This window comes from Streptomyces sp. NPDC045701 (assembly GCF_056432045.1).
Map to the genome: position 1 here is coordinate 1 of NZ_JBWKJV010000020.1, position 19,454 is coordinate 19,454.

General features: G+C 72.0%; 22 protein-coding genes and 1 riboswitch. Of the genes, 14 read left to right on the forward strand and 8 right to left on the reverse strand.

What is annotated here, in order from left to right; all coding sequences use genetic code 11:
* Positions 1-116 precede the first annotated feature (116 nt).
* From AC07DW_RS20865 to otsB, 3 genes are read left to right on the forward strand one after another with little or no spacing between them, the layout of a single operon-like run.
* Positions 117-1,337, forward strand: coding sequence for an extracellular solute-binding protein (locus AC07DW_RS20865; protein ID WP_478859263.1), 1,221 nt, complete (start codon positions 117-119; stop codon positions 1,335-1,337).
* A gap of 13 nt (positions 1,338-1,350) precedes the next feature.
* On the forward strand, positions 1,351-1,602 hold the full coding sequence (locus tag AC07DW_RS20870) for a DUF3263 domain-containing protein (RefSeq protein ID WP_478859155.1): 252 nt from the start codon (positions 1,351-1,353) through the stop codon (positions 1,600-1,602).
* A 36-nt stretch (positions 1,603-1,638) separates the two neighbouring features.
* Positions 1,639-2,490, forward strand: coding sequence for a trehalose-phosphatase (gene otsB / locus AC07DW_RS20875; protein ID WP_478859156.1), 852 nt, complete (start codon positions 1,639-1,641; stop codon positions 2,488-2,490).
* A 129-nt stretch (positions 2,491-2,619) separates the two neighbouring features.
* Here otsB and AC07DW_RS20880 read toward each other — a convergent pair whose 3' ends face one another.
* Together AC07DW_RS20880 and AC07DW_RS20885 are read right to left on the reverse strand one after the other, a co-directional pair.
* Positions 2,620-4,062, reverse strand: a complete 1,443-nt coding sequence (locus AC07DW_RS20880; protein WP_478859157.1) for an alpha,alpha-trehalose-phosphate synthase (UDP-forming) — start codon at positions 4,060-4,062, stop codon at positions 2,620-2,622.
* A 45-nt stretch (positions 4,063-4,107) separates the two neighbouring features.
* Positions 4,108-5,052 (reverse strand): glucosyl-3-phosphoglycerate synthase, encoded by a 945-nt coding sequence (locus AC07DW_RS20885; protein WP_478859158.1) that lies wholly within the window; start codon positions 5,050-5,052, stop codon positions 4,108-4,110.
* Between the two features lie 132 nt (positions 5,053-5,184).
* Positions 5,185-5,329, forward strand: a riboswitch (SAM riboswitch).
* On the opposite strand from AC07DW_RS20885, the gene thrC reads away from it, so the two are divergent.
* From thrC to AC07DW_RS20910, 5 genes are all read left to right on the forward strand, one after another.
* Positions 5,323-6,630 carry a threonine synthase gene (thrC, locus tag AC07DW_RS20890; protein ID WP_478859264.1) on the forward strand — a complete coding sequence of 436 codons (1,308 nt, stop codon included), beginning with the start codon at positions 5,323-5,325 and terminating at the stop codon, positions 6,628-6,630. (Overlaps the previous riboswitch by 7 nt.)
* A gap of 24 nt (positions 6,631-6,654) precedes the next feature.
* On the forward strand, positions 6,655-6,933 hold the full coding sequence (locus tag AC07DW_RS20895) for a ubiquitin-like small modifier protein 1 (RefSeq protein ID WP_064067524.1): 279 nt from the start codon (positions 6,655-6,657) through the stop codon (positions 6,931-6,933).
* 439 nt (positions 6,934-7,372) lie between these two features.
* Positions 7,373-7,579, forward strand: a complete 207-nt coding sequence (locus AC07DW_RS20900) for a cold-shock protein (protein WP_008743607.1) — start codon at positions 7,373-7,375, stop codon at positions 7,577-7,579.
* A 310-nt stretch (positions 7,580-7,889) separates the two neighbouring features.
* A complete protein-coding gene (gene groL / locus AC07DW_RS20905) occupies positions 7,890-9,512 on the forward strand; it encodes a chaperonin GroEL (RefSeq protein WP_478859159.1) in 1,623 nt (540 codons plus the stop codon).
* Positions 9,513-9,645: 133 nt separating this feature from the next.
* Positions 9,646-10,092 (forward strand): SRPBCC family protein, encoded by a 447-nt coding sequence (locus AC07DW_RS20910; protein WP_478859160.1) that lies wholly within the window; start codon positions 9,646-9,648, stop codon positions 10,090-10,092.
* A gap of 29 nt (positions 10,093-10,121) precedes the next feature.
* On the opposite strand, the gene AC07DW_RS20915 is transcribed toward AC07DW_RS20910, so the two are convergent.
* Both AC07DW_RS20915 and AC07DW_RS20920 read right to left on the reverse strand, forming a co-directional pair.
* Complete coding sequence (locus AC07DW_RS20915) at positions 10,122-10,307, reverse strand: DUF397 domain-containing protein (RefSeq protein WP_478859161.1); 186 nt, start codon at positions 10,305-10,307, stop codon at positions 10,122-10,124.
* Positions 10,288-11,130, reverse strand: a complete 843-nt coding sequence (locus AC07DW_RS20920; RefSeq protein WP_478859162.1) for a helix-turn-helix domain-containing protein — start codon at positions 11,128-11,130, stop codon at positions 10,288-10,290. Before AC07DW_RS20920 ends, AC07DW_RS20915 begins: the two co-directional genes overlap by 20 nt.
* Positions 11,131-11,251: 121 nt before the next feature.
* Between AC07DW_RS20920 and AC07DW_RS20925 the strand changes: the two genes are divergently transcribed.
* The 4 genes from AC07DW_RS20925 (at position 11,252) to AC07DW_RS20940 (ending at position 14,109) form a co-directional block, all read left to right on the forward strand.
* Positions 11,252-11,443: a hypothetical protein gene (locus AC07DW_RS20925; RefSeq protein WP_478859265.1), complete on the forward strand. Its 192-nt coding sequence runs from the start codon at positions 11,252-11,254 to the stop codon at positions 11,441-11,443.
* On the forward strand, positions 11,440-11,643 hold the full coding sequence (locus AC07DW_RS20930; RefSeq protein WP_478859163.1) for a hypothetical protein: 204 nt from the start codon (positions 11,440-11,442) through the stop codon (positions 11,641-11,643). Before AC07DW_RS20925 ends, AC07DW_RS20930 begins: the two co-directional genes overlap by 4 nt.
* A 289-nt stretch (positions 11,644-11,932) precedes the next feature.
* The gene (locus tag AC07DW_RS20935; RefSeq protein WP_478859164.1) at positions 11,933-13,381 is read left to right on the forward strand and encodes an ABC transporter permease; all 1,449 of its coding nucleotides are present in this window, start codon (positions 11,933-11,935) and stop codon (positions 13,379-13,381) included.
* Between the two features lie 44 nt (positions 13,382-13,425).
* Positions 13,426-14,109 (forward strand): ABC transporter ATP-binding protein, encoded by a 684-nt coding sequence (locus AC07DW_RS20940; protein ID WP_478859165.1) that lies wholly within the window; start codon positions 13,426-13,428, stop codon positions 14,107-14,109.
* Here AC07DW_RS20940 and AC07DW_RS20945 read toward each other — a convergent pair.
* From AC07DW_RS20945 to AC07DW_RS20955, 3 genes are all read right to left on the reverse strand, one after another.
* On the reverse strand, positions 14,087-15,484 hold the full coding sequence (locus tag AC07DW_RS20945) for a PTS transporter subunit EIIC (protein WP_478859166.1): 1,398 nt from the start codon (positions 15,482-15,484) through the stop codon (positions 14,087-14,089). The genes AC07DW_RS20940 and AC07DW_RS20945 overlap by 23 nt on opposite strands.
* A 67-nt stretch (positions 15,485-15,551) precedes the next feature.
* Positions 15,552-16,454, reverse strand: coding sequence for an N-acetylmuramic acid 6-phosphate etherase (gene murQ, locus AC07DW_RS20950; protein WP_478859167.1), 903 nt, complete (start codon positions 16,452-16,454; stop codon positions 15,552-15,554).
* A 93-nt stretch (positions 16,455-16,547) separates the two neighbouring features.
* Entirely contained in the window at positions 16,548-17,489 is a 942-nt protein-coding gene (locus AC07DW_RS20955) for a MurR/RpiR family transcriptional regulator (protein ID WP_478859168.1), read from the reverse strand.
* A 65-nt stretch (positions 17,490-17,554) separates the two neighbouring features.
* Here AC07DW_RS20955 and AC07DW_RS20960 point away from each other — a divergent pair, with 65 nt between their 5' ends.
* Together AC07DW_RS20960 and AC07DW_RS20965 are read left to right on the forward strand one after the other, a co-directional pair.
* Positions 17,555-17,911, forward strand: a complete 357-nt coding sequence (locus AC07DW_RS20960; protein ID WP_478859169.1) for a hypothetical protein — start codon at positions 17,555-17,557, stop codon at positions 17,909-17,911.
* Positions 17,908-18,177, forward strand: a complete 270-nt coding sequence (locus tag AC07DW_RS20965; RefSeq protein ID WP_478859170.1) for a DUF4031 domain-containing protein — start codon at positions 17,908-17,910, stop codon at positions 18,175-18,177. The genes AC07DW_RS20960 and AC07DW_RS20965 overlap by 4 nt, the downstream gene beginning before the upstream one ends.
* Before the next feature lie 13 nt (positions 18,178-18,190).
* On the opposite strand, the gene AC07DW_RS20970 is transcribed toward AC07DW_RS20965, so the two are convergent.
* Positions 18,191-19,414 carry a Cmx/CmrA family chloramphenicol efflux MFS transporter gene (locus AC07DW_RS20970; RefSeq protein ID WP_478859266.1) on the reverse strand — a complete coding sequence of 408 codons (1,224 nt, stop codon included), beginning with the start codon at positions 19,412-19,414 and terminating at the stop codon, positions 18,191-18,193.
* Positions 19,415-19,454: the final 40 nt, after the last annotated feature.

A 19,454-nucleotide genomic window follows, 5' to 3' on the forward strand; every position in this document is an offset into this window, starting at 1 on the left:
GCCCGCGAGGTCTACCGCGCCCTGACCAGCACACCAACCGAACGAATCACTCAAACCGACCTCGCTCCAGCGGCTTGACAGCCATAGGAGCATCCGCGGCGGTGGCCGCACTGGGCATGGCGGCGACGCTGGCCGGCTGCGGAGCCGGTGAGGGCGGCGGGGACGTGACCCTCAAGCTCGTCGCCGCCGACTACGGCAGCAGCGACGCCAACAGCTCCCAGGGGTACTGGGACGGCGTGGCGCGCTCGTTCGAGAAGACGCACCCCGGCATCACCGTCGACGTCGACGTCATGTCGTGGAAGGACGTCGACCGGGAAGTCGCCGAGATGGTGCGGAACGGCGAGGCGCCCGACCTCGCGCAGATCGGCGCCTACGCGGACCACGCCGCCGAGGACCGGCTCTACAAGGCCGACGAACTGCTCCCCATCCCCACCCAGGCCAACTTCCTGCCCCTGCTCGCCCGGGCCGGCCAGGTCGGCCGGTCCCAGTACGGCATGCCCTTCGCGGCCAGTACCCGCCTGCTCTTCTACAACAAGGGCCTGTTCGAGAAGGCCGGCGCCACGCCGCCGAAGACCTGGGACGAGATTCGCGCGGCGGCCGGGAAGCTCAAGGACGAGGGCGTCAAGTTCCCCTTCGCCCTGCCCCTCGGCTCCGAGGAGTCCCAGGCCGAGACCATGATGTGGATGCTGGCCGGCGGCGGCGGTTACCGCGACGTCAGCAACATCTCGTACGACATCGACTCCGCCGAGAACGTCGCGACCTTCACCTGGCTGAGGGACAACCTCGTCGGGAAGGGCCTGACCGGCCCCGTCGCCCCCGGCGAGCTCGACCGGCAGGAGGCGTTCGACGCCTTCGTCCAGGGCGACGTCGGCATGCTCAACGGCCACCCCACGCTGATGGACGCCGCCGAGAAGGCCGGCGTGGACGTCGGCAAGGTGCCGCTGCCGAGCCCCGACGGCGAGGGCCGGCCGTCGATGGGCGTGGCGGACTGGATGATGGCGTTCAAGCAGAACGGCCACCGCAAGGAGATCGGCGAGTTCCTCACGTACGTCTACGAGGACAAGAACGTGCTCGCCTTCTCCGACCGGTACGACATCCTCCCGGTGACCTCCACCGCCACCTCCACGATGCGCGACGACCCCAAGCACCGTGCGCTGTGGCCGTTCCTGGAGGAGCTGCCCACGTCCGAGCTGTACCCGGTCGGCCACACCTCCTGGGCGAAGGTCAGCGAGAGCGTCAAGAAGAACATCGGCAAGGCCGTCGCGCCGGGCGGCGACCCCGAAGCGGTGCTGTCGGGCATCGCGCGGGACGCCAAGGACGCGGAGGCGGACGAGTAACTATGTTGCTCATATGACCGCTTCTCCTCCCCCGACGGGCCCGGACCTCACCGACCGGGACCGCGCCGTCCTCGCCGTGGAACGGCGCTCCTGGCCCGGGCCCGGCGCCAAGGAACGCGCGATACGCGAGCAACTGGGCCTGTCGCCCACCCGCTACTACCAGCTGCTCAACGCCCTGCTCGACGACCCGAGGGCCCTCGCGCACGACCCCGTGACCGTCAACCGGCTGCGGCGGCTGCGGGCGTCGCGGGACGCGCGGCGGTAGGTGTGCGGGGCCGGGGCCCTGGATAGGTTTCCGGGCATGGGCACCCAACCGGAATCCTTGCCGCGTCCCGCCACGTCCGCCGGCCGTGAGGGCCTGGCCGCGTTCCTGGCCCACCCCGGCCGGGCGGTCGTCGCGCTCGACTTCGACGGCACCCTCGCCGACATCGTGGACGACCCCGAGCAGGCCAGGGCGCACCCCGGAGCGGTCCCCGCCATCGCCGCGCTCGCGCCGCGCGTCGCGTCCGTGGTGGTCATCACCGGCCGGCCGGCCGGGGTGGCCGTGCGGTACGGCGGCTTCGCCGGGGTGCCGGGGCTGGAGCACCTGGTGGTCCTCGGCCACTACGGCGCCGAGCGGTGGGACGCCGTCACCGGCACCGTCCGGGCCGCCCCCGAGCACCCGGGCGTCGCGGCCGTCCGGGCCGAACTGCCCGGCTTCCTCGACCGGGCGGGCGCCTGGCGCGGCACCTGGATCGAGGAGAAGGGCCGCGCGGTGGCCGTCCACACCCGCCGCGCGGAGGACCCCCAGGCGGCGTTCGACGCGCTGCGCGACCCGCTGGCCGACCTGGCCGCCCGGCACGGTCTGGTCCTCGAACCGGGCCGCATGGTCCTGGAACTGCGCCCCCCGGGCGTCGACAAGGGCGTGGCGCTCACCGAGTACGTCCGGGAGACCGGCGCGGAGACGGTCGTGTACGCGGGCGACGACCTGGGCGACCTGCCCGCGTTCGCCGCCGTCGAGAAGCTGCGCTCCGACGGCCTGTCCGGCCTGCTGGTGTGCAGCGGCAGCGACGAGGTCGCCGAGGTCGCCCAACGCGCCGACCTCCAGGTCCCGGGCCCCTCCGGGGTGGCCGCGTTCCTGTCCGCGCTGGCGGCCCACGCCGACGTGACGTAGATCGATACCACCCGCGGACGGGTGCGGGTCATACGTGCCTGACCGGCTCCGGGCCCGCCGGACGGGAAGGTGACCCCTCCCGTCCGGCGAGCCCCGCGGGACCGGGGGGCCGGGGGCGGCGGGCGCCGGTCAGGGGCGCAGGGCGGTGAGCTGGTCGAGGAACCAGCGGGCCGGGGGGAGGGACGTGGCGGCGGCGGCCAGGCGCTTGGTGCGGTCCGCGCGCTCGGCGGGCGGCATGGACAGCGCCTCGTGGAGGGCGTCGGCGGTACCGGTCACGTCGTACGGGTTCACCGTGATGGCGTCGTCGCGCAGCTCCTCGTACGCGCCCGCCTCCCGGGACAGCACCAGCGCGCAGCCCGCGTCGGAGACGACGGGGACCTCCTTGGCGACGAGGTTCATGCCGTCCCGGATCGGGTTGACCAGCGCCACGTCCGCCAGCCGGTACGCGGCCAGCGAGCGGGCGAAGTCGTCCTCGACGTGCAGGATCACCGGGGTCCAGCCGTCGCGGCCGTACTCCGCGTTGATCTCGTCCGCGAGGCGGGAGACCTGGGCGGTGTACTCGCGGTAGACGGGCAGGTCCTGGCGGGAGGGGTAGGCGAACGCCAGGTGCACCACGCGCTCGTGCCACTCGGGGTGCTCGGCCAGCAGGTGCCGGTAGGCCAGCAGGCCGCGGACGATGTTCTTGGACAGTTCCGTGCGGTCGACGCGGACGATCGTCCTGCGGTCCGGGCCGATCTGCTCGCGCAGCATCGCCATCCGGTCGTCCACGTCCGGGCGCCGGGACCGTTCGCGGAGGAAGTCGCCGTCCGCGCCGAGGCCGTGCACACCCAGGTGGGTGCGGTGGGCCTGCCCGTGCGACTGGTACCGCACGCTCGGCGACTGGTCCTTCGGCCAGTGCGTCGTCACGTCCATGTCCCGCAGGGACGCCGCGCAGCAGTCCTGGAACGCCTTCAGCCAGCGCCAGGTCAGGAAGCCGAGCCGGTCCGCGCCGAGCATGCCCAGGAGGAGTTCCTCGGCGATGTCGTCGGGGAGCATGGAGAAGTACTCCGGCGGTGCCCACGGCGTGTGCGAGAAGTGCCCGATGCGCAGGTCGGGGCGGAGCTCGCGGAGCATGCCGGGGACGAGGGCCAGGTGGTAGTCCTGGACGATCACGACCGCGCCGTCCGCCGCCTCCTCGGCGAGCGCCTCGGCGAAGGCGCGGTTGTAGAGGCGGTAGGACGCCCACCGGCGGCGGAACTCCGCGTCGAAGACCGGTTCCAGTGGCGTCTGGTACAGCATGTGGTTCACGAACCACAGCACGGAGTTCGCGATGCCGTTGTACGCGTCCGCGTGCACCGCCGCGTCGATGTCGAGCATCTTCACGCCCGGCTCGGCCGCGACGCCCTGCCGCACCGCCTGCCGGTCGCCGTCGCTCAGCGCCGCGCACACCCACAGGGCGCCCGCCTCCGGCCCGATCGCGGACAGTCCCGACACCAGTCCGCCCCCGCCGCGCCGGGCGTCGAACGTCCCGTCCTCACGTGGCACGTAGCTGACGGGACCGCGGTTCGAGGCGACAAGAATCTGGGCTGCCATGGAGACGAACCTAGCCCGTAGCGGAAACGCTCAAACGTACGGCGCTCACGCCACGCGCCGGTGCCGCGCGTACTCGGCCACCTCGGTCATCGGCGGGCGCTCCTCGGTGTCGACGTCATGGGTGCGCGGGACGAAGCCCGCGTCCCCGCGGTCGAACTGCGTCAGCCGCGGCCGCACCAGGTGCCCGCGCGACAGCCGCAGCTGCGCCGTGCGGTAGATCGCCGCCGCCATCCGGCCCAGTGCCCGCTCGTCCTGGTGCCGGTGCTTGCGCACCCCCACGTCCACCTGCGCCAGGGCGTCGAGGCCCACGGTGTGCAGGGCGTCCACCAGCAGGCCGAGCTCCACCCCGTACCCCACCGGGAAGGGGAGCCGTTCCAGCAGCGAGCGGCGCGCCGCGTACTCGCCGCCCAGCGGCTGCACGAATCCGGCCAGCCGCGGCCAGTGCAGGTTCAGCAGCGGCCGCGCCACCAGCTCGGTCACCCGGCCGCCCTGGCCGGGCGAGCCGGCCAGGGGCCGGTCGTACATGGCCTTGACGAACTGGACGGACGGGTCGGTGAGGAGCGGGCCGACGATCCCGGTGACGAAGTCGGCCGAGAAGTCGCGCAGGTCGGCGTCGACGAAGCAGACGATGTCGCCGCTGGTGGCGAGGAGGGAGCGCCACAGGACCTCGCCCTTGCCGGGGAGCGCGGGTATGCGGGGGAGGATGGCGTCCCGGTGCACCACGCGCGCCCCGGCCGCGGCGGCGACCTCCGAGGTCCGGTCGGTGGAGCCCGAGTCGATCACCACGAGTTCGTCGACGAGCGGGACGGGGCCGGACATCAGTTCGCGGCGGACGACGGTGACGATGTCGCCGACCGTCGCCTCCTCGTTCAGCGCCGGCAGGACGACACTGACGGTCGTGCCGTGCTTGGCCGCGAGCAGCCGGTCGAGCGGTCGATCGGCCACGGACCAGGACCGCCGCTCCAGCCAGCGCTCCACCTCTTCCAGCACGTGATCTCCATCTCGCGTATCGGACGACCGTCTCGAGCGTCCAGGGGTTCGGTTACAGTCTTGAACAACGCGGACGACCGTCGTATGTCGGGTCCCCGCGTTGGCTGCACAAGCACCGCCACAATCGAATACCGCTCATCCAGAGGGGCAGAGGGACACGGCCCGTTGAAGCCCCGGCAACCCTCCAGTCGGCACTCGCAACGTCTTGCGCGAGGCCCCGGCTAGGGAAGGTGCCAAATCCGTCTCATGGCGAAGTGCGCCATGAGGAAGATGAGGAGAAAGGGCCTCGCCTCCATGGCTGTACAGACTGTCGCCACCGCCAAGAACGTCGACCTCGGGCCTGCTTCCGCCCTCTCCTGTCGCGAATGCGGCGAGCGTTTCGAGCTCGGTCCCATTTTCGCCTGTGAGCTGTGTTTCGGGCCTCTAGAGATCGCCTACGACCTGCCGGTCGGCGACCCCGAGGCGCTCCGCGAGCGGATCGAGGCCGGACCCGCGAACATCTGGCGGTACGCGCCGCTGCTGCCCGTCCCGGCGGACGTCGCCGGCAAGCCGAACCTGAACCCCGGCTGGACCAAGCTCGTCCAGGCCGACAACCTGGCGCGTGAGCTGGGCGTCGAGCCGGGCAAGCTGTTCGTCAAGGACGACTCGGGCAACCCGACGCACTCCTTCAAGGACCGGGTCGTCGCCCAGGCCCTGGAGGCCGCCCGCGCCTTCGGCTTCACCACCCTGTCCTGCTCCTCCACCGGCAACCTGGCGGGTGCCGTCGGCGCCGCCGCCGCCCGTGCCGGCTTCCGGTCCTGCGTGTTCATCCCGCACGACCTGGAGCAGGGCAAGGTCGTCATGGCCGCCGTCTACGGCGGTGACCTCGTCGGCATCGAGGGCACCTACGACGACGTCAACCGTTTCTGCTCCGAGCTCATCGGCGACCCGCTGGGCGAGGGCTGGGGCTTCGTGAACGTCAACCTGCGGCCGTACTACGCCGAGGGGTCGAAGACCCTCGCGTACGAGATCTGCGAGCAGCTTGGCTGGCGGCTGCCCGACCAGCTGGTGATCCCGATCGCGTCCGGCTCGCAGCTGACGAAGATCGACAAGGGGTTGCAGGAGCTGATCAAGCTGGGTCTGGTCGAGGACAGGCCGTACAAGATCTTCGGTGCCCAGGCGGAGGGCTGCTCCCCGGTGTCGGCGGCCTTCAAGGCCGGCCACGACGTCGTACGCCCCCAGAAGCCGAACACCATCGCCAAGTCGCTCGCCATCGGCAACCCGGCGGACGGCCCGTACGTCCTGGACATCGCCCGCCGCACCGGCGGAGCGGTGGAGGACGTCGACGACGAGCAGGTGGTCGACGCGATCAAGCTGCTGGCCCGTACGGAGGGCATCTTCGCCGAGACGGCGGGTGGTGTCACCGTGGGCGTGACGAGGAAGCTGATCGAGGCGGGCGCCCTGGACCCGTCGCTGACCACCGTCGTGCTCAACACGGGCGACGGCCTGAAGACCCTCGACGCGGTGGCCCCGACCACCGGCCCGACCGCGACCATCCGCCCGAGCCTGGACGCGTTCCGCGCCGCCGGCCTCGCCTGAACGACTGAAAGGCAGCACCACGACATGAGCGTCAACGTCCGCATCCCCACCATCCTCCGCACGTACACGGGCGGCCAGGCCGAGGTCACGGCGGAGGGCGCGACCCTCTCCGAGGTCATCGAGTCGCTGGAGAAGAACCACCCGGGCATCGCCGCCCGCGTCCTGGACGACCAGGGCAAGCTGCGCCGCTTCGTGAACGTGTACGTCAACGACGACGACGTGCGTTTCGAGGACGGTCTGGGGACCGCCACGCCCGACGGCGCGGGCGTGTCGATCATCCCGGCCGTGGCGGGCGGCTGCTGACGTACCCGGCGCGACGGACGTTGCCCCCTCCGCGAGAGAAGCGGAGGGGGCAATTCTGCATGGTTGAGCGCGGTAGAGTTGGGGAAGTCCCCGCCGCCGCCTGTGCCGGACGCATATGAAATAGTGCGCGGCCGCGACGAGATGCAGTCAATGTACCCCCGCGAGTTGTGTCATTTGCGCCCTTTGCCGGGCCCGACTTGCCCGGGATTCTGGCCCCTTCGGCCACATTTTCCGTTCACCCGTGCTCGGAATTCTCGTCCGATTGACCTGTTGCAGACGGCAGTTGGGCAGATACATTCAGCGGCGGTCGACGCGTTCCGGCGCACGCCCGCTGGGGCATCTCCAGGCTCCCAGGGCCTGGGAACTGTCTGCGGGTGAGGTCTGACCCGGGTCCGCGAAGTGCGGTCCTGTGCAAGGGCCAGTAATAGGGGAGTTAGGCATGGCTCAGGGCACCGTCAAGTGGTTCAACGCGGAGAAGGGGTACGGCTTCATCGCGGTCGACGGTGGTGCGGATGTTTTCGTCCACTACAGCGCGATCCAGATGGACGGCTACCGCACCCTTGAAGAAGGTCAGCGAGTGGAGTTCGAGATCTCGCAGGGCCAGAAGGGTCCGCAGGCGGACATGGTCAAGCTCGCCGCCGGCTGAGAGCCGCGTCGCGATCGACCGACCATCGACTGTCGACATCGCAAGTGCCGAGGGGCTCGCGTTCCAGGGGACGCGGGCCCCTCGCGCGCGTCCGGACGCCGCCCCGGATCCATGGGGGGCGCTTGCACTCGCATGGGTCGAGTGCTAATCATTGGCGTTAGCACTCTGAAGGTGAGAGTGACAACGAAGGACCGGGTCGGCGAGGTCCGCAGGCCAGTGGGGCAAGGAACCACTTCAGGCAGGCAGACCGTCCGTCGCGGGCGCCAGCGCGGTCCGGAGCATCCACCCCAGTCCGGGAGGACCACTTCACATGGCCAAGATCATCGCGTTCGACGAGGAGGCACGGCGCGGCCTCGAGCGCGGCATGAACCAGCTCGCCGACGCCGTCAAGGTGACCCTGGGCCCCAAGGGTCGCAACGTCGTCCTCGAGAAGAAGTGGGGCGCCCCCACGATCACCAACGATGGTGTATCCATCGCCAAGGAGATCGAGCTCGAGGACCCGTACGAGAAGATCGGCGCCGAGCTGGTCAAGGAAGTCGCCAAGAAGACGGACGACGTCGCCGGTGACGGTACGACCACCGCCACCGTCCTCGCCCAGGCGCTCGTCCGCGAGGGTCTGCGCAACGTCGCCGCCGGCGCCAACCCGATGGCCCTCAAGCGCGGCATCGAGACCGCCGTCGAGGCCGTCTCCGGCGCGCTGCTGGAGCAGGCGAAGGATGTCGAGACCAAGGAGCAGATCGCTTCCACGGCCTCCATCTCCGCCGCCGACACCCAGATCGGCGAGCTCATCGCCGAGGCGATGGACAAGGTCGGCAAGGAAGGCGTCATCACCGTCGAGGAGTCCCAGACCTTCGGTCTGGAGCTGGAGCTCACCGAGGGTATGCGCTTCGACAAGGGCTACATCTCGGCGTACTTCGCCACCGACATGGAGCGTATGGAGGCGTCGCTCGACGACCCGTACATCCTGATCGTCAACTCCAAGATCTCCTCGGTGAAGGACCTGCTCCCGCTGCTGGAGAAGGTCATGCAGTCCGGCAAGCCGCTGCTGATCATCGCCGAGGACGTCGAGGGCGAGGCCCTGTCGACCCTGGTCGTCAACAAGATCCGTGGCACCTTCAAGTCCGTCGCCGTCAAGGCCCCGGGCTTCGGCGACCGCCGCAAGGCCATGCTGAACGACATCGCCATCCTCACCGGTGGCCAGGTCATCTCCGAGGAGGTCGGCCTCAAGCTCGAGAACGCCGGCCTGGACCTGCTGGGCCGCGCCCGCAAGGTCGTCATCACCAAGGACGAGACCACGATCGTCGACGGTGCCGGTGAGAGCGACCAGGTCGCGGGTCGCGTCAACCAGATCCGTGCCGAGATCGAGAACTCCGACTCGGACTACGACCGCGAGAAGCTCCAGGAGCGCCTGGCGAAGCTGGCCGGCGGCGTGGCCGTCATCAAGGCCGGTGCCGCCACCGAGGTCGAGCTCAAGGAGCGCAAGCACCGCATCGAGGACGCGGTGCGCAACGCCAAGGCCGCCGTCGAGGAGGGCATCGTCGCCGGTGGTGGCGTGGCCCTGCTCCAGGCGTCCAGCGTCTTCGAGAAGCTGGAGCTCGAGGGTGACGAGGCGACCGGTGCCAACATCGTGCGCCTGGCGCTCGAGGCCCCGCTGAAGCAGATCGCCGTCAACGGTGGTCTCGAGGGTGGCGTCATCGTCGAGAAGGTGCGCAACCTGCCCGTCGGACACGGCCTGAACGCCGCGACCGGCGAGTACGTCGACATGATCGCCGAGGGCATCATCGACCCCGCCAAGGTGACCCGTTCCGCTCTGCAGAACGCGGCCTCCATCGCGGCGCTGTTCCTCACCACCGAGGCCGTCATCGCCGACAAGCCGGAGAAGGCCGCGGCCGGTGCTCCGGGCGGCATGCCGGGCGGTGACATGGACTTCTGATCCTCACGGATCGGACGCAGTCCGCTCGTTCCGAGGGCGGTACCCCCACTCCCAGGGGGTACCGCCCTCGGGCGTTCACCGGGTGCCGTCCCGCCCCGGGGCCGGGCCGCCGAGGACGACCTACGCTGGGACCATGGCCGTCGACGTCCTGACCGAGACCGTGATCGACGCCCCGTGCGACACCGTCGCCGCGTACGCCGCCGATCCGTCGAACGCGCCCGAGTGGTACGTCAACATCGTCTCGGTCGAGTGGGAGACGGTGTCCGAGGTCGCGGTCGGGGCCAGGGCCGCGTTCGTGGCCCGCTTCCTGGGGCGGCGACTCGTTCACACGTACGAGATCGTCGCCTACGAGCCCGGCCGGCGCCTGGCGATGCGCGCGGACCAGGGACCGTTCCCGATGGAGACCACGTACACCTGGGAGCCGTACGGAGAGGACGGCACCCGCACCCGCATGACCCTCCGCAACCGGGGCGGAGGCAGCAGCCGCGTCCTGGCCGCCGCGATGCGCCGCGCCGGCCGCAAGGACCTCGCGCTGCTGCGGCACCTGATGGAGACGCGGTACGGCCCCGGAGCCTCATGAGCCCGGGACCGCGCGTCGCGCCTGTGCGCCTATCGCTTGAGGTCCGCCACGAACGCGGACCAGGCGGCGGCCCCGAACACGAGCTTCGGACCGGTGGGGGTCTTGGAGTCCCGGACGGGGACGATGCCGGGGTGGCCGTCGGCGACTTCGAGGCAATTGCCGCCGTCCCCGCCGCTGTAACTCGACTTGCGCCACTCAACGATCTCGATCTTCATGGGCGTAATCCTCCGCCACTGACGCGATCAAGGCCAGGGATTCTTTGGGTGACAGTGCGCTGGCCCGGAGCAAATCGTAGGCCAGTTCGTGCCGCCTCACGCCGGCCGGGTCGTCCCGCAACTGGCCCGTGCCGTGGCCTTCGAGGTAGGCGAGTGGCGGGGCGTCGTCGAAGCTCATCAGCTTGATCCCGCCGTCCAGGGACGCATGCGCGCCCGCCGCGAAGGGGAGGACCTGCAAGATGACTCGGTGCGAGCGGCCCAACCACGTGATGTGTTGGAGCGCCTCGGCCATCACCGCCGGACCGCCGACCTTGCGCCGTAGTACGGCCTCGTCCAGAACCGCCCAGAACAACGGCTTCGTTGGATCGTCGAGGATGTGCGCACGGGCGAGCCGGGCGTCGACCAAGCCGTCGATGACGTCTTCCGTCGCGGTCGGCTGGTAGGCGCGGAACACCTCCCGCGCGTAGCCCTCCGTCTGCAACACGCCCGGGATCAGCAGCGGCGCGTACTCCCTGATCGACGTGGCGACCGCTTCCGCCTCCGCCGCCTCCGCGAAGTGGTCGGGGTAGCGCGACCTGTTGGCGGCCTGGCAGTTCCGCTGGAAGAACCCGTTCGTGCCCAGTATGGCGTCGATCCTGGCGGCGATCTCCGGCTGCATCCGGCGCGTACCGGCCTCCAGCTGGCCGATGAACGAGCCGCTCACGAAGAGCTGCTCGCCCAGGGCGTCCTGGCTGAGACGGGCGTTCTCGCGGGCATGGCGCAGTTCGGCGCCGAGCAGTGCCCTGGGTGAGGAGGACGGGTCGAGACCCTTCGGACCGGGCATGTGTCAACTCCCGTTAGCACAGATGGGGTTGTTGGGCCGCCTTTGTGTTCAGACTAGCCGCGAATCGACCACGCTGTGTTCAGAACACGAACACTCAGCGTGGAGGTGCCTGGTCGTGGGGATGCTGTCCGTGGAGCAAGTGGTGAACCAGCTGCGGGATGAACTCGGCAGGGTCGGTGTCGTACTGCCGTCCCTGCGGGTGGACCCGGTGTCGGCAGCGAGTGAGATGCCGTGCCCGCTGGTGGAGCTGGGCCGGTGCAACGTGGACACCGCGATGCGCCTGGTCGCCGCGCTGCACGAGGCGCGGCGATGAGCGCCCCCGAGTACATGATCGACGGCCGCGACGGTCGGATCGGTGAGGTCGTGGGCCGCGTCGGCGGCCGCGTACAGCTACGCCCGCTGGGCGGCGGGCGGGAGTGGGACTGCCCGGCCGACCAGCTCACGCCCGCCCCGCCGGGCGAGGTGCTGCGGGCACGCGTTCGAGAGTTGAACCAGAGAGGACGCCTGCCATGAACAAGTCGAAAGCATTGAGCACCAGGGCGAAACACCCGCCGGCCGCTGTGATCGGCGGCTGACACGCGTACCCGGAGATCGCCGGGCAGGTGGACCTGCCCGGCGACGGCAGGGCGGGCGACCCGGGGCCCCACAAGGGCACAGCCGGCCGCCTCACGCGGGAGGACCGGATCCGGCCCCCGCCCGCACGGGGGAGACGCGGCCGCCCGCCCGGCGGGCCCGGCCGTTCTCATACGACTCTCACCGGGGCCTCAACCGGCCATCACACCGCGCCCATAGCTTTCGCGCCATGTTCTTCACCTACCTCCGGCGCGAGTTGCGCCGTCGACGCAAGGCGGCGCTGGTCGTCGCCTCGGGGCTGGCCCTCGGAATCGCGCTGGTCATCGTGGTCGACTCGGTCACGGCCGGGATGAACCGGGCCCAGGGCAGGGTGCTGGAGTCGCTGTACGGGCTCGGCACCGACATGACGGTCACCAAGGCCGCTTCCCCGCCCGGGGAGGGGGACACCGTGCGGCGGCCCAGGTTCCGGTTCGACGCCGGCGAGGGGGCGGGCGCGGACGGCGAGCAGCAGAGCCAGGACGTGGTCATGGTGCAGGGGTTCGAGACGCTCGCCGCCTCGACCGTCGCGGAGGTGGCCCGGCAGGACGGGGTCGCGGAGGCCGTCGGCGGGCTGAACGCCCGGGTGATGAAGGTCGACGGGCAGTTCGGGAGCGGTGAGGTGCAGCCCGCACAGCCGGACCAGGGCCGGGGACAGGGCGGCGGCGACGTGCGCGGCGGCGGGGCGGACTTCGGGGTCGACTCGTACACCGTGTACGGGACCGACGTCGCCCATCAGGGGCTCGGGCCGCTGACGTCCTCGAAGATCACCGCCGGGCGTACGTTCACGGCGACCGAGACGTCCGCCAAGGTGGCCGTCGTCGACAGCGCCTACGCCCAGGAACAGGGGCTGGCCGTCGGGGAGAAGCTCACCGTCTCCGGCACCGGGTACGCCGTCATCGGCGTCGCGACCGCCGACAGCGGGGACGCCGCCGCCGACGTCTACCTGCCGCTCGCCGAGGCGCAGACCCTCGCCGACGCCAAGGGCAGGGTCACGACCGTCTACGTCCGGGCGACCGACTCGCAAGCCATCGACGAGGTCGAGGGCGCCGTGCGGAAGAACGTCCCGGGCACCACCGTCACCACGTCCGCCGACCTCGCCGACACCGTCTCCGGGTCGCTGTCCACCGCGGCCGGCCTGGCGGAGGGCGTCGGGAAGTGGCTGTCGATCGTGGTGCTGGGCGCGGCGTTCGTCGTGGCGGGGCTGCTGACGTCGTCGGCGGTCGGCAGGCGGGTGCGCGAGTTCGGCACCCTCAAGGCGCTGGGATGGAGGAGCGGGCGGGTCACCCGCCAGGTGGCCGGTGAGGCGCTGGTGCACGGGCTGATCGGCGGGGTGCTCGGGATCGGCGCGGGGCTGGCCGGGGCGTGGGCCGTCACGGCGTTCGGCCCGACGCTCACCGCCGAACTGGGCGGGGCCGCCGGTGGTGGCGGGCAGCGGTTCGCGGGCGGGCCCGGCGGTGGCGGGCCGGTGCGTGAGGCGGCCTCCCGCGCGCTGGACGTCACACTCACCGCGCCCGTCTCCCTCACCACCATCGGGCTCGCCGTGGCCCTCGCCGTCGCGGGCGGCCTGGTCGCGGGCGGGTTCGGCGGCTGGCGCGCCTCCCGGCTGCGGCCGGCGGACGCGTTGCGCCGCGTCGAGTGACCCGTATCCGCACCCCCCTTACGTACGACTGGAGTTGACAGCACATGTACCAGCTCAGTGGCGTCACCAAGCGCTACCGGCGTGGCAAGGAGACCGTCCAGGCCCTCGACGGGGTGGACCTGGTCATCGAGGACGGCGGGCGGCTGGTCATCCAGGGCCCGACCGGCGGCGGCAAGTCCACGCTGTTGCAGATGCTCGGCGGCCTCGACCGGCCGACGGAGGGCAGCGTGGTCCTGGACGGCACCGACCTGGCGACGCTGCCGGAGGCGCGGCTGACCCGCGTGCGGGCGGAGAAGATCGGGTTCGTGTTCCAGGGCTTCAACCTGGTGCCGACGCTCTCCGCCCAGGAGAACGTGGAGACCGCTCTCGTACCGCTCGGGCTGCGGGCTCCCGAGCGGCGCGAGAGGGCGGCGGAGGCGCTGGTGTCGGTGGGCCTCGGGGAGCGGCGCGGCCATCTGCCCGGCGAGCTGTCGGGCGGGCAGCAGCAGCGGGTGGCGATCGCGCGGGCGCTGGTGAAGCGGCCGGCGGTGCTGCTGGCGGACGAGCCGACCGGAAACCTGGACGAGTCGATGCGCGACGAGATCATGGACCTGCTGGAAGGGCTGTGGGAGGAGAACGGGCTGACGTTCGTGATGGTCACCCATGACACGGCGCTGGCGCGGCGCGCGCCCCGGCTCGCCACGATCCGCAAGGGGCGCGTGACGATCAAGGAGCAGGTGGTGGGCTGAGCAGCGGCTTGCCGATGCCGAAGAGGTACGTGGCGGCGAACCCGGCCACGTACCCGGTCAGCAGTCCGCCCGCGTAGACGGCGACCGTGGTCACGGACAGGCCCCGGTCGCCGCTGAGGAGCGGGAACAGCGCCCAGCCGGACGGGCCGATCGCCGTCGAGCCGACCGGGTCGCCGAGCATGTGGAACAGCCCGACGAACCCGCCGCCGAACGCGCCGCCGACGCAGGCCGTGACGAACGGCCGCCCGAGTGGCAGCGAGACGCCGTAGATCAGCGGCTCGCCCACGCCGAGGAGACCGGCGGGCAGCGCGGACCGGATGGTGCGGCGCAGGTCGGTGCGGTGGCGGAGCCGTACGTAGACGGCGGCGGCGGCGCCGACCTGACCCGCGCCGGCCATCGCGAGCATGGGGAGGAGCACGGTGTGGCCCTGCTGCTCGATCAGGGTGGTGTGGATCGGGATGAGGGCCTGGTGCAGGCCGAGCATGACGAGGGGGAGGAACAGCCCGCCCAGGACGAACCCGGCGACCGCTCCGGCGTGGCCGAGGAGCCAGTCGGCGGCCACCCCGATGGCGGTGGACACCTCGCCTGCGACGAACATCAGGCCGTACACGGTGACGAGCCCGGCGACGAGCACGGTGAGGGTGGGGGTGACGAGCACGTCGAGGGTCTCGGGTACGTGGCGGCGGCACCACTTCTCCACCCGGACGGCGAGCACGGCGGCGGCCAGGGCGCCCAGGACGCCGCCCTGGCCGGGGGAGAGCTGCTGGCCGAACACCTCGACCTTGGCGACGCCCGCGTACACGACGATCGCGGCGACGGCGCCGCCGAGGACCGGCGTACCGCCGAACTCCTTGGCCGTGTTGAGGCCGACGAACACGGCGATCAGCGCCATGAAGCCGGCGGCGACGGCGGCGAGGGCGGGGGTGAGGGCGGGCAGCAGGCCCAGGTTGAGGAGCAGGCCGTTGATGCCGGCGATGATGCCGCAGCCGATGAGGGCGGGGATCAGCGGTACGAAGATGTTCGCGATCCGGCGGAGGAGGACCTTGCCGGGGGTGGCGTTCCGCTCCTTCTGCGCGGCCTTGATGGCGGTGCCCCGGGCCCGGAGGAGGAGGGCCTCGAACTCGGGGGTGACGCGGGCGACGGTGCCGGGGCCGAGCACGATCTGGTAGGTCGTGTCGTCCTCGACGACGCCGAGCACGGCGGGGTGCGCCCTGAGCGCCTCGTCCTGGACCAGGGCCCGGTCGCGCAGGCCGAGGCGCAGGCGGGTCATGCAGTGGGCGACGGAGGTGACGTTGCCGGCGCCGCCGACGAGGGGGAGAAGGGCCCCGGCGGTGGTGCGGGGGTCGGGGGAGGGTGCGGGTGCGGCTGCGGTCATGCGCGGATGGTGCCAGGGGGCGGGGTCCGGGACGGTGGGTCCGCGCCGGTGGGCGGCCGCTGCCCGCCTATTGGTCGAGCGCCGCGCGCAGCCGGCCGCCGGTCTTGGCGAGGAGCTGGTTCGCCGTGTCGGCGTCGACGCCGGCGAGGAGGGCGAGGATGGCGGGCTTGACCTCGCCGTCCGTGGCGGTGAGGGCCGTCTCGATGTCGGTGTCGGACGCGCCGGTGGCGAGGGAGACGATCCGGCGGGAGCGGGCGCGGAGCTTGTCGTTGGTGGCGCGGACGTCGACCATCAGGTTCCCGTACGTCTTGCCCAGCCGGATCATGGTGATCGTCGAGATCATGTTGAGGACCAGCTTCTGCGCGGTGCCCGCCTTGAGGCGGGTGGAGCCGGTGAGCAGTTCGGGGCCGACGACGACCTCGATGCCGTGCTCGGCGGTGGCGGCGAGGGCGCTGCCCGCGTTGCAGGACAGACCGATCGTCAGGGCACCGGTCGCGCGGGCGTGTTCGACGGCGCCCAGGGCGTACGGGGTGCGGCCGGAGGCGGAGACGCCGACGACGGTGTCGTCGGAGGTGAGGCGCAGGGCGTCCAGGTCGGCGGTTGCCAGCTCGCGGGAGTCCTCGGCACCCTCGACGGCCTCCAGCAGGGCGGTCGGCCCGCCCGCGATCAGTCCGACGACCTGGCCCGGGGCGGTGTTGAAGGTGGGCGGGCACTCGCTGGCGTCCAGGACGCCGAGCCGCCCGGCCGTGCCCGCGCCGGCGTAGACGAGGCGGCCGCCTCGTTCCATGCGCTCGGCGGTGGCGTCGATGGCGGCGGCGATGCGGGGCAGCTGGGCGGCGACGGCGCCGGGGACGGACCGGTCCTCGGCGTTCATGAGGCGGGCGATCTCCGCGGTGGGGAGGCGGTCGATGTCCGCGAGCTCCGGGCGGAAGGCTTCCGTGGTGAGGGCGGACAGTTCCGAGGGGTTCATTCGTGCGCGCTCTTTCGGGCGAGTGGGGCGGGCGGGGCCGAGGGTGAGCGGGGCCTGGGGTGAGCGGGGCCGGTGAGCGGGGCGTGCGGGCGGTCAGCGGGTGCGGGGCGAGTGGCGGTGCGCGAGGGCCTCGTAGGAGGCGGAGAGCGCGGGGGCGGCCGTCTCGTACGTACGCTGCGTGACCCCGGTGAACAGGCAGTCCACGACCAGGAGTTGGCTGGTGCGGGAGGACATGGCGGCGGGCCGCAGTTCGCTCTCACGGGCCGTGGAGGTGGTGAGTATGTGGTCGGCGTACTGGGAGACCGGGCCGTCCGGCCGGCCGGTGATCGCGACGGTGGTCGCGCCGTGGTCGAAGGCGACGCGGAGCGGTTCTATGACGTCGCCGGTGGAGCCCGAGTGGGTGATGGCGATGGCGACGTCGCCGGTGCGGAGCTGGACGGCGTTGGTGACGGCGAGGTGCGGGTCGCTGTGGGCGTGCGCGACCAGCCCGATGCGCAGCAGCTTCTGCGCGAGGTCCTGGGCGACGAGGCCGGAGGCGCCGACGCCGTAGATGTCGGTGCGGCGGGCGGCGGCCAGCGCGGTGACGGCGGCGCCGAGCTGGATGGTGTCGAGCCCGGCGGCGGTGTCGGCGAGGGTCTGCTGCTCGTCGTGGGCGAGCTTGGCGACGACGTCCGCTATCGGGTCGTCCACCGCGATGTCGGCGGTGACGGAGGGGGCCCGGCCGGACTGCTGGTGGGCCGCCAGCCCGGCGAGGGCGAGGCGCAGGTCGCGGTAGCCGGGGTAGCCGAGGAGGCGGGCGGTGCGGACGACGGTCGCCTCGCTGGTGCCGGTCAGCTCGGCGAGGCCGGTGACCGTGAGGGCGGCGCAGCCGGCGGGGTCTCCGGCGACGGCCTCGGCGACGCGCTGCATGGAGCGGGTCATGGAGGGGGCGAGGGTGCGGACCTTGGCGGCGAGGGCGGCGGGCGCGGGGGCGGCCTCCCCGCCCGGTCTGCCCTTCCCCCCGTTGCTGAAAATTTCCTTCACGTCATTGGTCACACCTGAAAGGTATTTTCAGCCCTGGGGGTCGTCAAGCCCTCCGGACCTGGGGTGACAATGGCTGCATGGACGCCGTGGACCCCCTTGAGCAGGCCCTGCACGCCGCGCGGGCGCTGGTCCTCGCCGACCTGATGGCGCGGAACGTCGCGGAGGCCGAGGTGGTCTCGCTCGTGGAGGACGCGGTGACGCACCGCCGCTGGTGGGTCGAGCAGTGGCCGGAAGGCATCGAGTACGTCGCCGGACTGGTCGCCCAGGACGTCCAGGACGCCCTGCTGGAGCGGTACGGCCGCTGGCCACTGTGCCCGGTGTGCAGCTCGGGCGACCCGCACGCGCTGGACGTCGAGCCCGAGTTGGGGCCGGACCCGCACTGGGTGTGCGGGAAGGCCGGCGTGCGGGTGGCGCGGGTCGGCGGGCTCACGTGACGGTGTACATCGACCCGCCGAACTGGCCGGGCCACGGTCGTATGTGGTCCCACCTGGTGAGCGACACGTCGTACGACGAGCTCCACGCCTTCGCCGCCCGGATCGGCGCCCCGTCCCGCGCGTTCGACCGCGACCACTACGACGTCCCCTCCGAGCGGTACGCGGACGCGGTGGCGGAGGGTGCGGTCGAGGTGGGCTCCAAGGAACTGGTCCGCCGGCTCAAGGAGTCGGGCCTGCGGCGCCCGAAGCACCGGCCGGCCGGCTGAGGCCCGGTCGGTCTCAGACGCGGGACGGGCGGTCCGGCTCGCGGTCCGCCGGTGTGTCCGACGGCGTGTCCGACCGGCTCACCACGCGGGACGGCGAGCCGTGCAGGCGCAGGGCCACGGCCGCCGCCGCGAGGCCCAGCACGGTCATCGCGGCGCCCGCCCAGGCCGTGGACGGGAAGCCCAGGCCCGCGTCGATGACCGTGCCGCCGAGCCACGGGCCGCCGGTGTTGCCCAGGTTGAACGCGGCCGTCGTCGTGGCGCCCGCCAGCGTGGGCGCCGCCCCGGCGACGTTGAACATGCGGGCGTTGAGGGCGGGGGCGGTGTAGAACGCCGAGACGCCGAGGAGGAAGGAGAGGACCACCGTGACGGCGGGGCTGGACGCGAAGACCGCGAGCGCCACCAGGAACACCGTCGACGCGGCGATACCGCTCAGCAGCACTCCGAACAGGTGCGCGTCCGCGACCCGGCCGCCGATCGTCGTACCGATCAGCGCCCCGATGCCGAAGAGGGCCAGCACGGTCGGCACCCAGCCCGCGTCGAGTCCGGCGACGTCGGTCAGCAGCGGCGCCAGGTAGGAGAACGCGCAGAACACGCCGCCCGCCGCGAGCGCCGTGACCGCGACCGCGAGCCAGACCTGCCGGTCGCGGTAGATGCTCAGCTCGCGCCGCAGCTGCGGCTTCTCGTCGGGCAGGGGGATGCGCGGGATCAGGGTCGCCACGCCGACCAGCGCGACGGCGGAGGCGGCGCCGACCGCCCAGAACGCGGAGCGCCAGCCCAGGTGCTCGCCGAGGAACGCGCCGGCCGGGACGCCGAGGACGTTCGCGATCGACAGGCCGCCGATCATCACGGCCATCGCGCGGGCGCGGGAGCCGACCGGCACCATCGCGATCGCCACGGCCGCGCCCACCGCCCAGAAGCCGGCGCACGCGAGGGCGCTGACCACGCGGGAGGCGAAGAGGATCCCGTACGAGGGAGCCAGCGCGCCCGCGAGCTGCCCGACGCCGAACGTGCTGATCAGCGCGATCAGCGTCGTCCTGCGCGGCAGGCGCAGCGTGGCGACCGCGAGGAGCGGGGCGCCGACCACCATGCCGATGGCGAAGGCGGATATGAGCAGCCCAGCCTTCGGGATCGAGACGTTCATGTCGTCCGCGATCGGGGGCAGCAGACCCGACAGCATGAACTCGCTCGTACCGAGCGCGAAGACGGACAGGCCGAGGATGTAGACGGCCAGGGGCATGCGGGTGCGATCGGCGGGTGACGGCATGCCCGGGGTCAAC

What these genes read in the sequence shown, in the direction of transcription:
- AC07DW_RS20865 (WP_478859263.1), top strand. Translation starts at nt 117, where the DNA reads ATGGCGGCGACGCTGGCCGGCTGCGGAGCCGGTGAGGGCGGCGGGGAC.
- AC07DW_RS20870 (WP_478859155.1), top strand. Translation starts at nt 1,351, where the DNA reads ATGACCGCTTCTCCTCCCCCGACGGGCCCGGACCTCACCGACCGGGAC.
- otsB (WP_478859156.1), top strand. Translation starts at nt 1,639, where the DNA reads ATGGGCACCCAACCGGAATCCTTGCCGCGTCCCGCCACGTCCGCCGGC.
- AC07DW_RS20880 (WP_478859157.1), bottom strand. Translation starts at nt 4,062, where the DNA reads ATGGCAGCCCAGATTCTTGTCGCCTCGAACCGCGGTCCCGTCAGCTAC.
- thrC (WP_478859264.1), top strand. Translation starts at nt 5,323, where the DNA reads ATGAGGAGAAAGGGCCTCGCCTCCATGGCTGTACAGACTGTCGCCACC.
- AC07DW_RS20895 (WP_064067524.1), top strand. Translation starts at nt 6,655, where the DNA reads ATGAGCGTCAACGTCCGCATCCCCACCATCCTCCGCACGTACACGGGC.
- AC07DW_RS20900 (WP_008743607.1), top strand. Translation starts at nt 7,373, where the DNA reads ATGGCTCAGGGCACCGTCAAGTGGTTCAACGCGGAGAAGGGGTACGGC.
- groL (WP_478859159.1), top strand. Translation starts at nt 7,890, where the DNA reads ATGGCCAAGATCATCGCGTTCGACGAGGAGGCACGGCGCGGCCTCGAG.
- AC07DW_RS20910 (WP_478859160.1), top strand. Translation starts at nt 9,646, where the DNA reads ATGGCCGTCGACGTCCTGACCGAGACCGTGATCGACGCCCCGTGCGAC.
- AC07DW_RS20915 (WP_478859161.1), bottom strand. Translation starts at nt 10,307, where the DNA reads ATGAAGATCGAGATCGTTGAGTGGCGCAAGTCGAGTTACAGCGGCGGG.
- AC07DW_RS20920 (WP_478859162.1), bottom strand. Translation starts at nt 11,130, where the DNA reads ATGCCCGGTCCGAAGGGTCTCGACCCGTCCTCCTCACCCAGGGCACTG.
- AC07DW_RS20925 (WP_478859265.1), top strand. Translation starts at nt 11,252, where the DNA reads ATGCTGTCCGTGGAGCAAGTGGTGAACCAGCTGCGGGATGAACTCGGC.
- AC07DW_RS20930 (WP_478859163.1), top strand. Translation starts at nt 11,440, where the DNA reads ATGAGCGCCCCCGAGTACATGATCGACGGCCGCGACGGTCGGATCGGT.
- AC07DW_RS20935 (WP_478859164.1), top strand. Translation starts at nt 11,933, where the DNA reads ATGTTCTTCACCTACCTCCGGCGCGAGTTGCGCCGTCGACGCAAGGCG.
- AC07DW_RS20940 (WP_478859165.1), top strand. Translation starts at nt 13,426, where the DNA reads ATGTACCAGCTCAGTGGCGTCACCAAGCGCTACCGGCGTGGCAAGGAG.
- AC07DW_RS20945 (WP_478859166.1), bottom strand. Translation starts at nt 15,484, where the DNA reads ATGACCGCAGCCGCACCCGCACCCTCCCCCGACCCCCGCACCACCGCC.
- murQ (WP_478859167.1), bottom strand. Translation starts at nt 16,454, where the DNA reads ATGAACCCCTCGGAACTGTCCGCCCTCACCACGGAAGCCTTCCGCCCG.
- AC07DW_RS20960 (WP_478859169.1), top strand. Translation starts at nt 17,555, where the DNA reads ATGGACGCCGTGGACCCCCTTGAGCAGGCCCTGCACGCCGCGCGGGCG.
- AC07DW_RS20970 (WP_478859266.1), bottom strand. Translation starts at nt 19,414, where the DNA reads ATGCCCCTGGCCGTCTACATCCTCGGCCTGTCCGTCTTCGCGCTCGGT.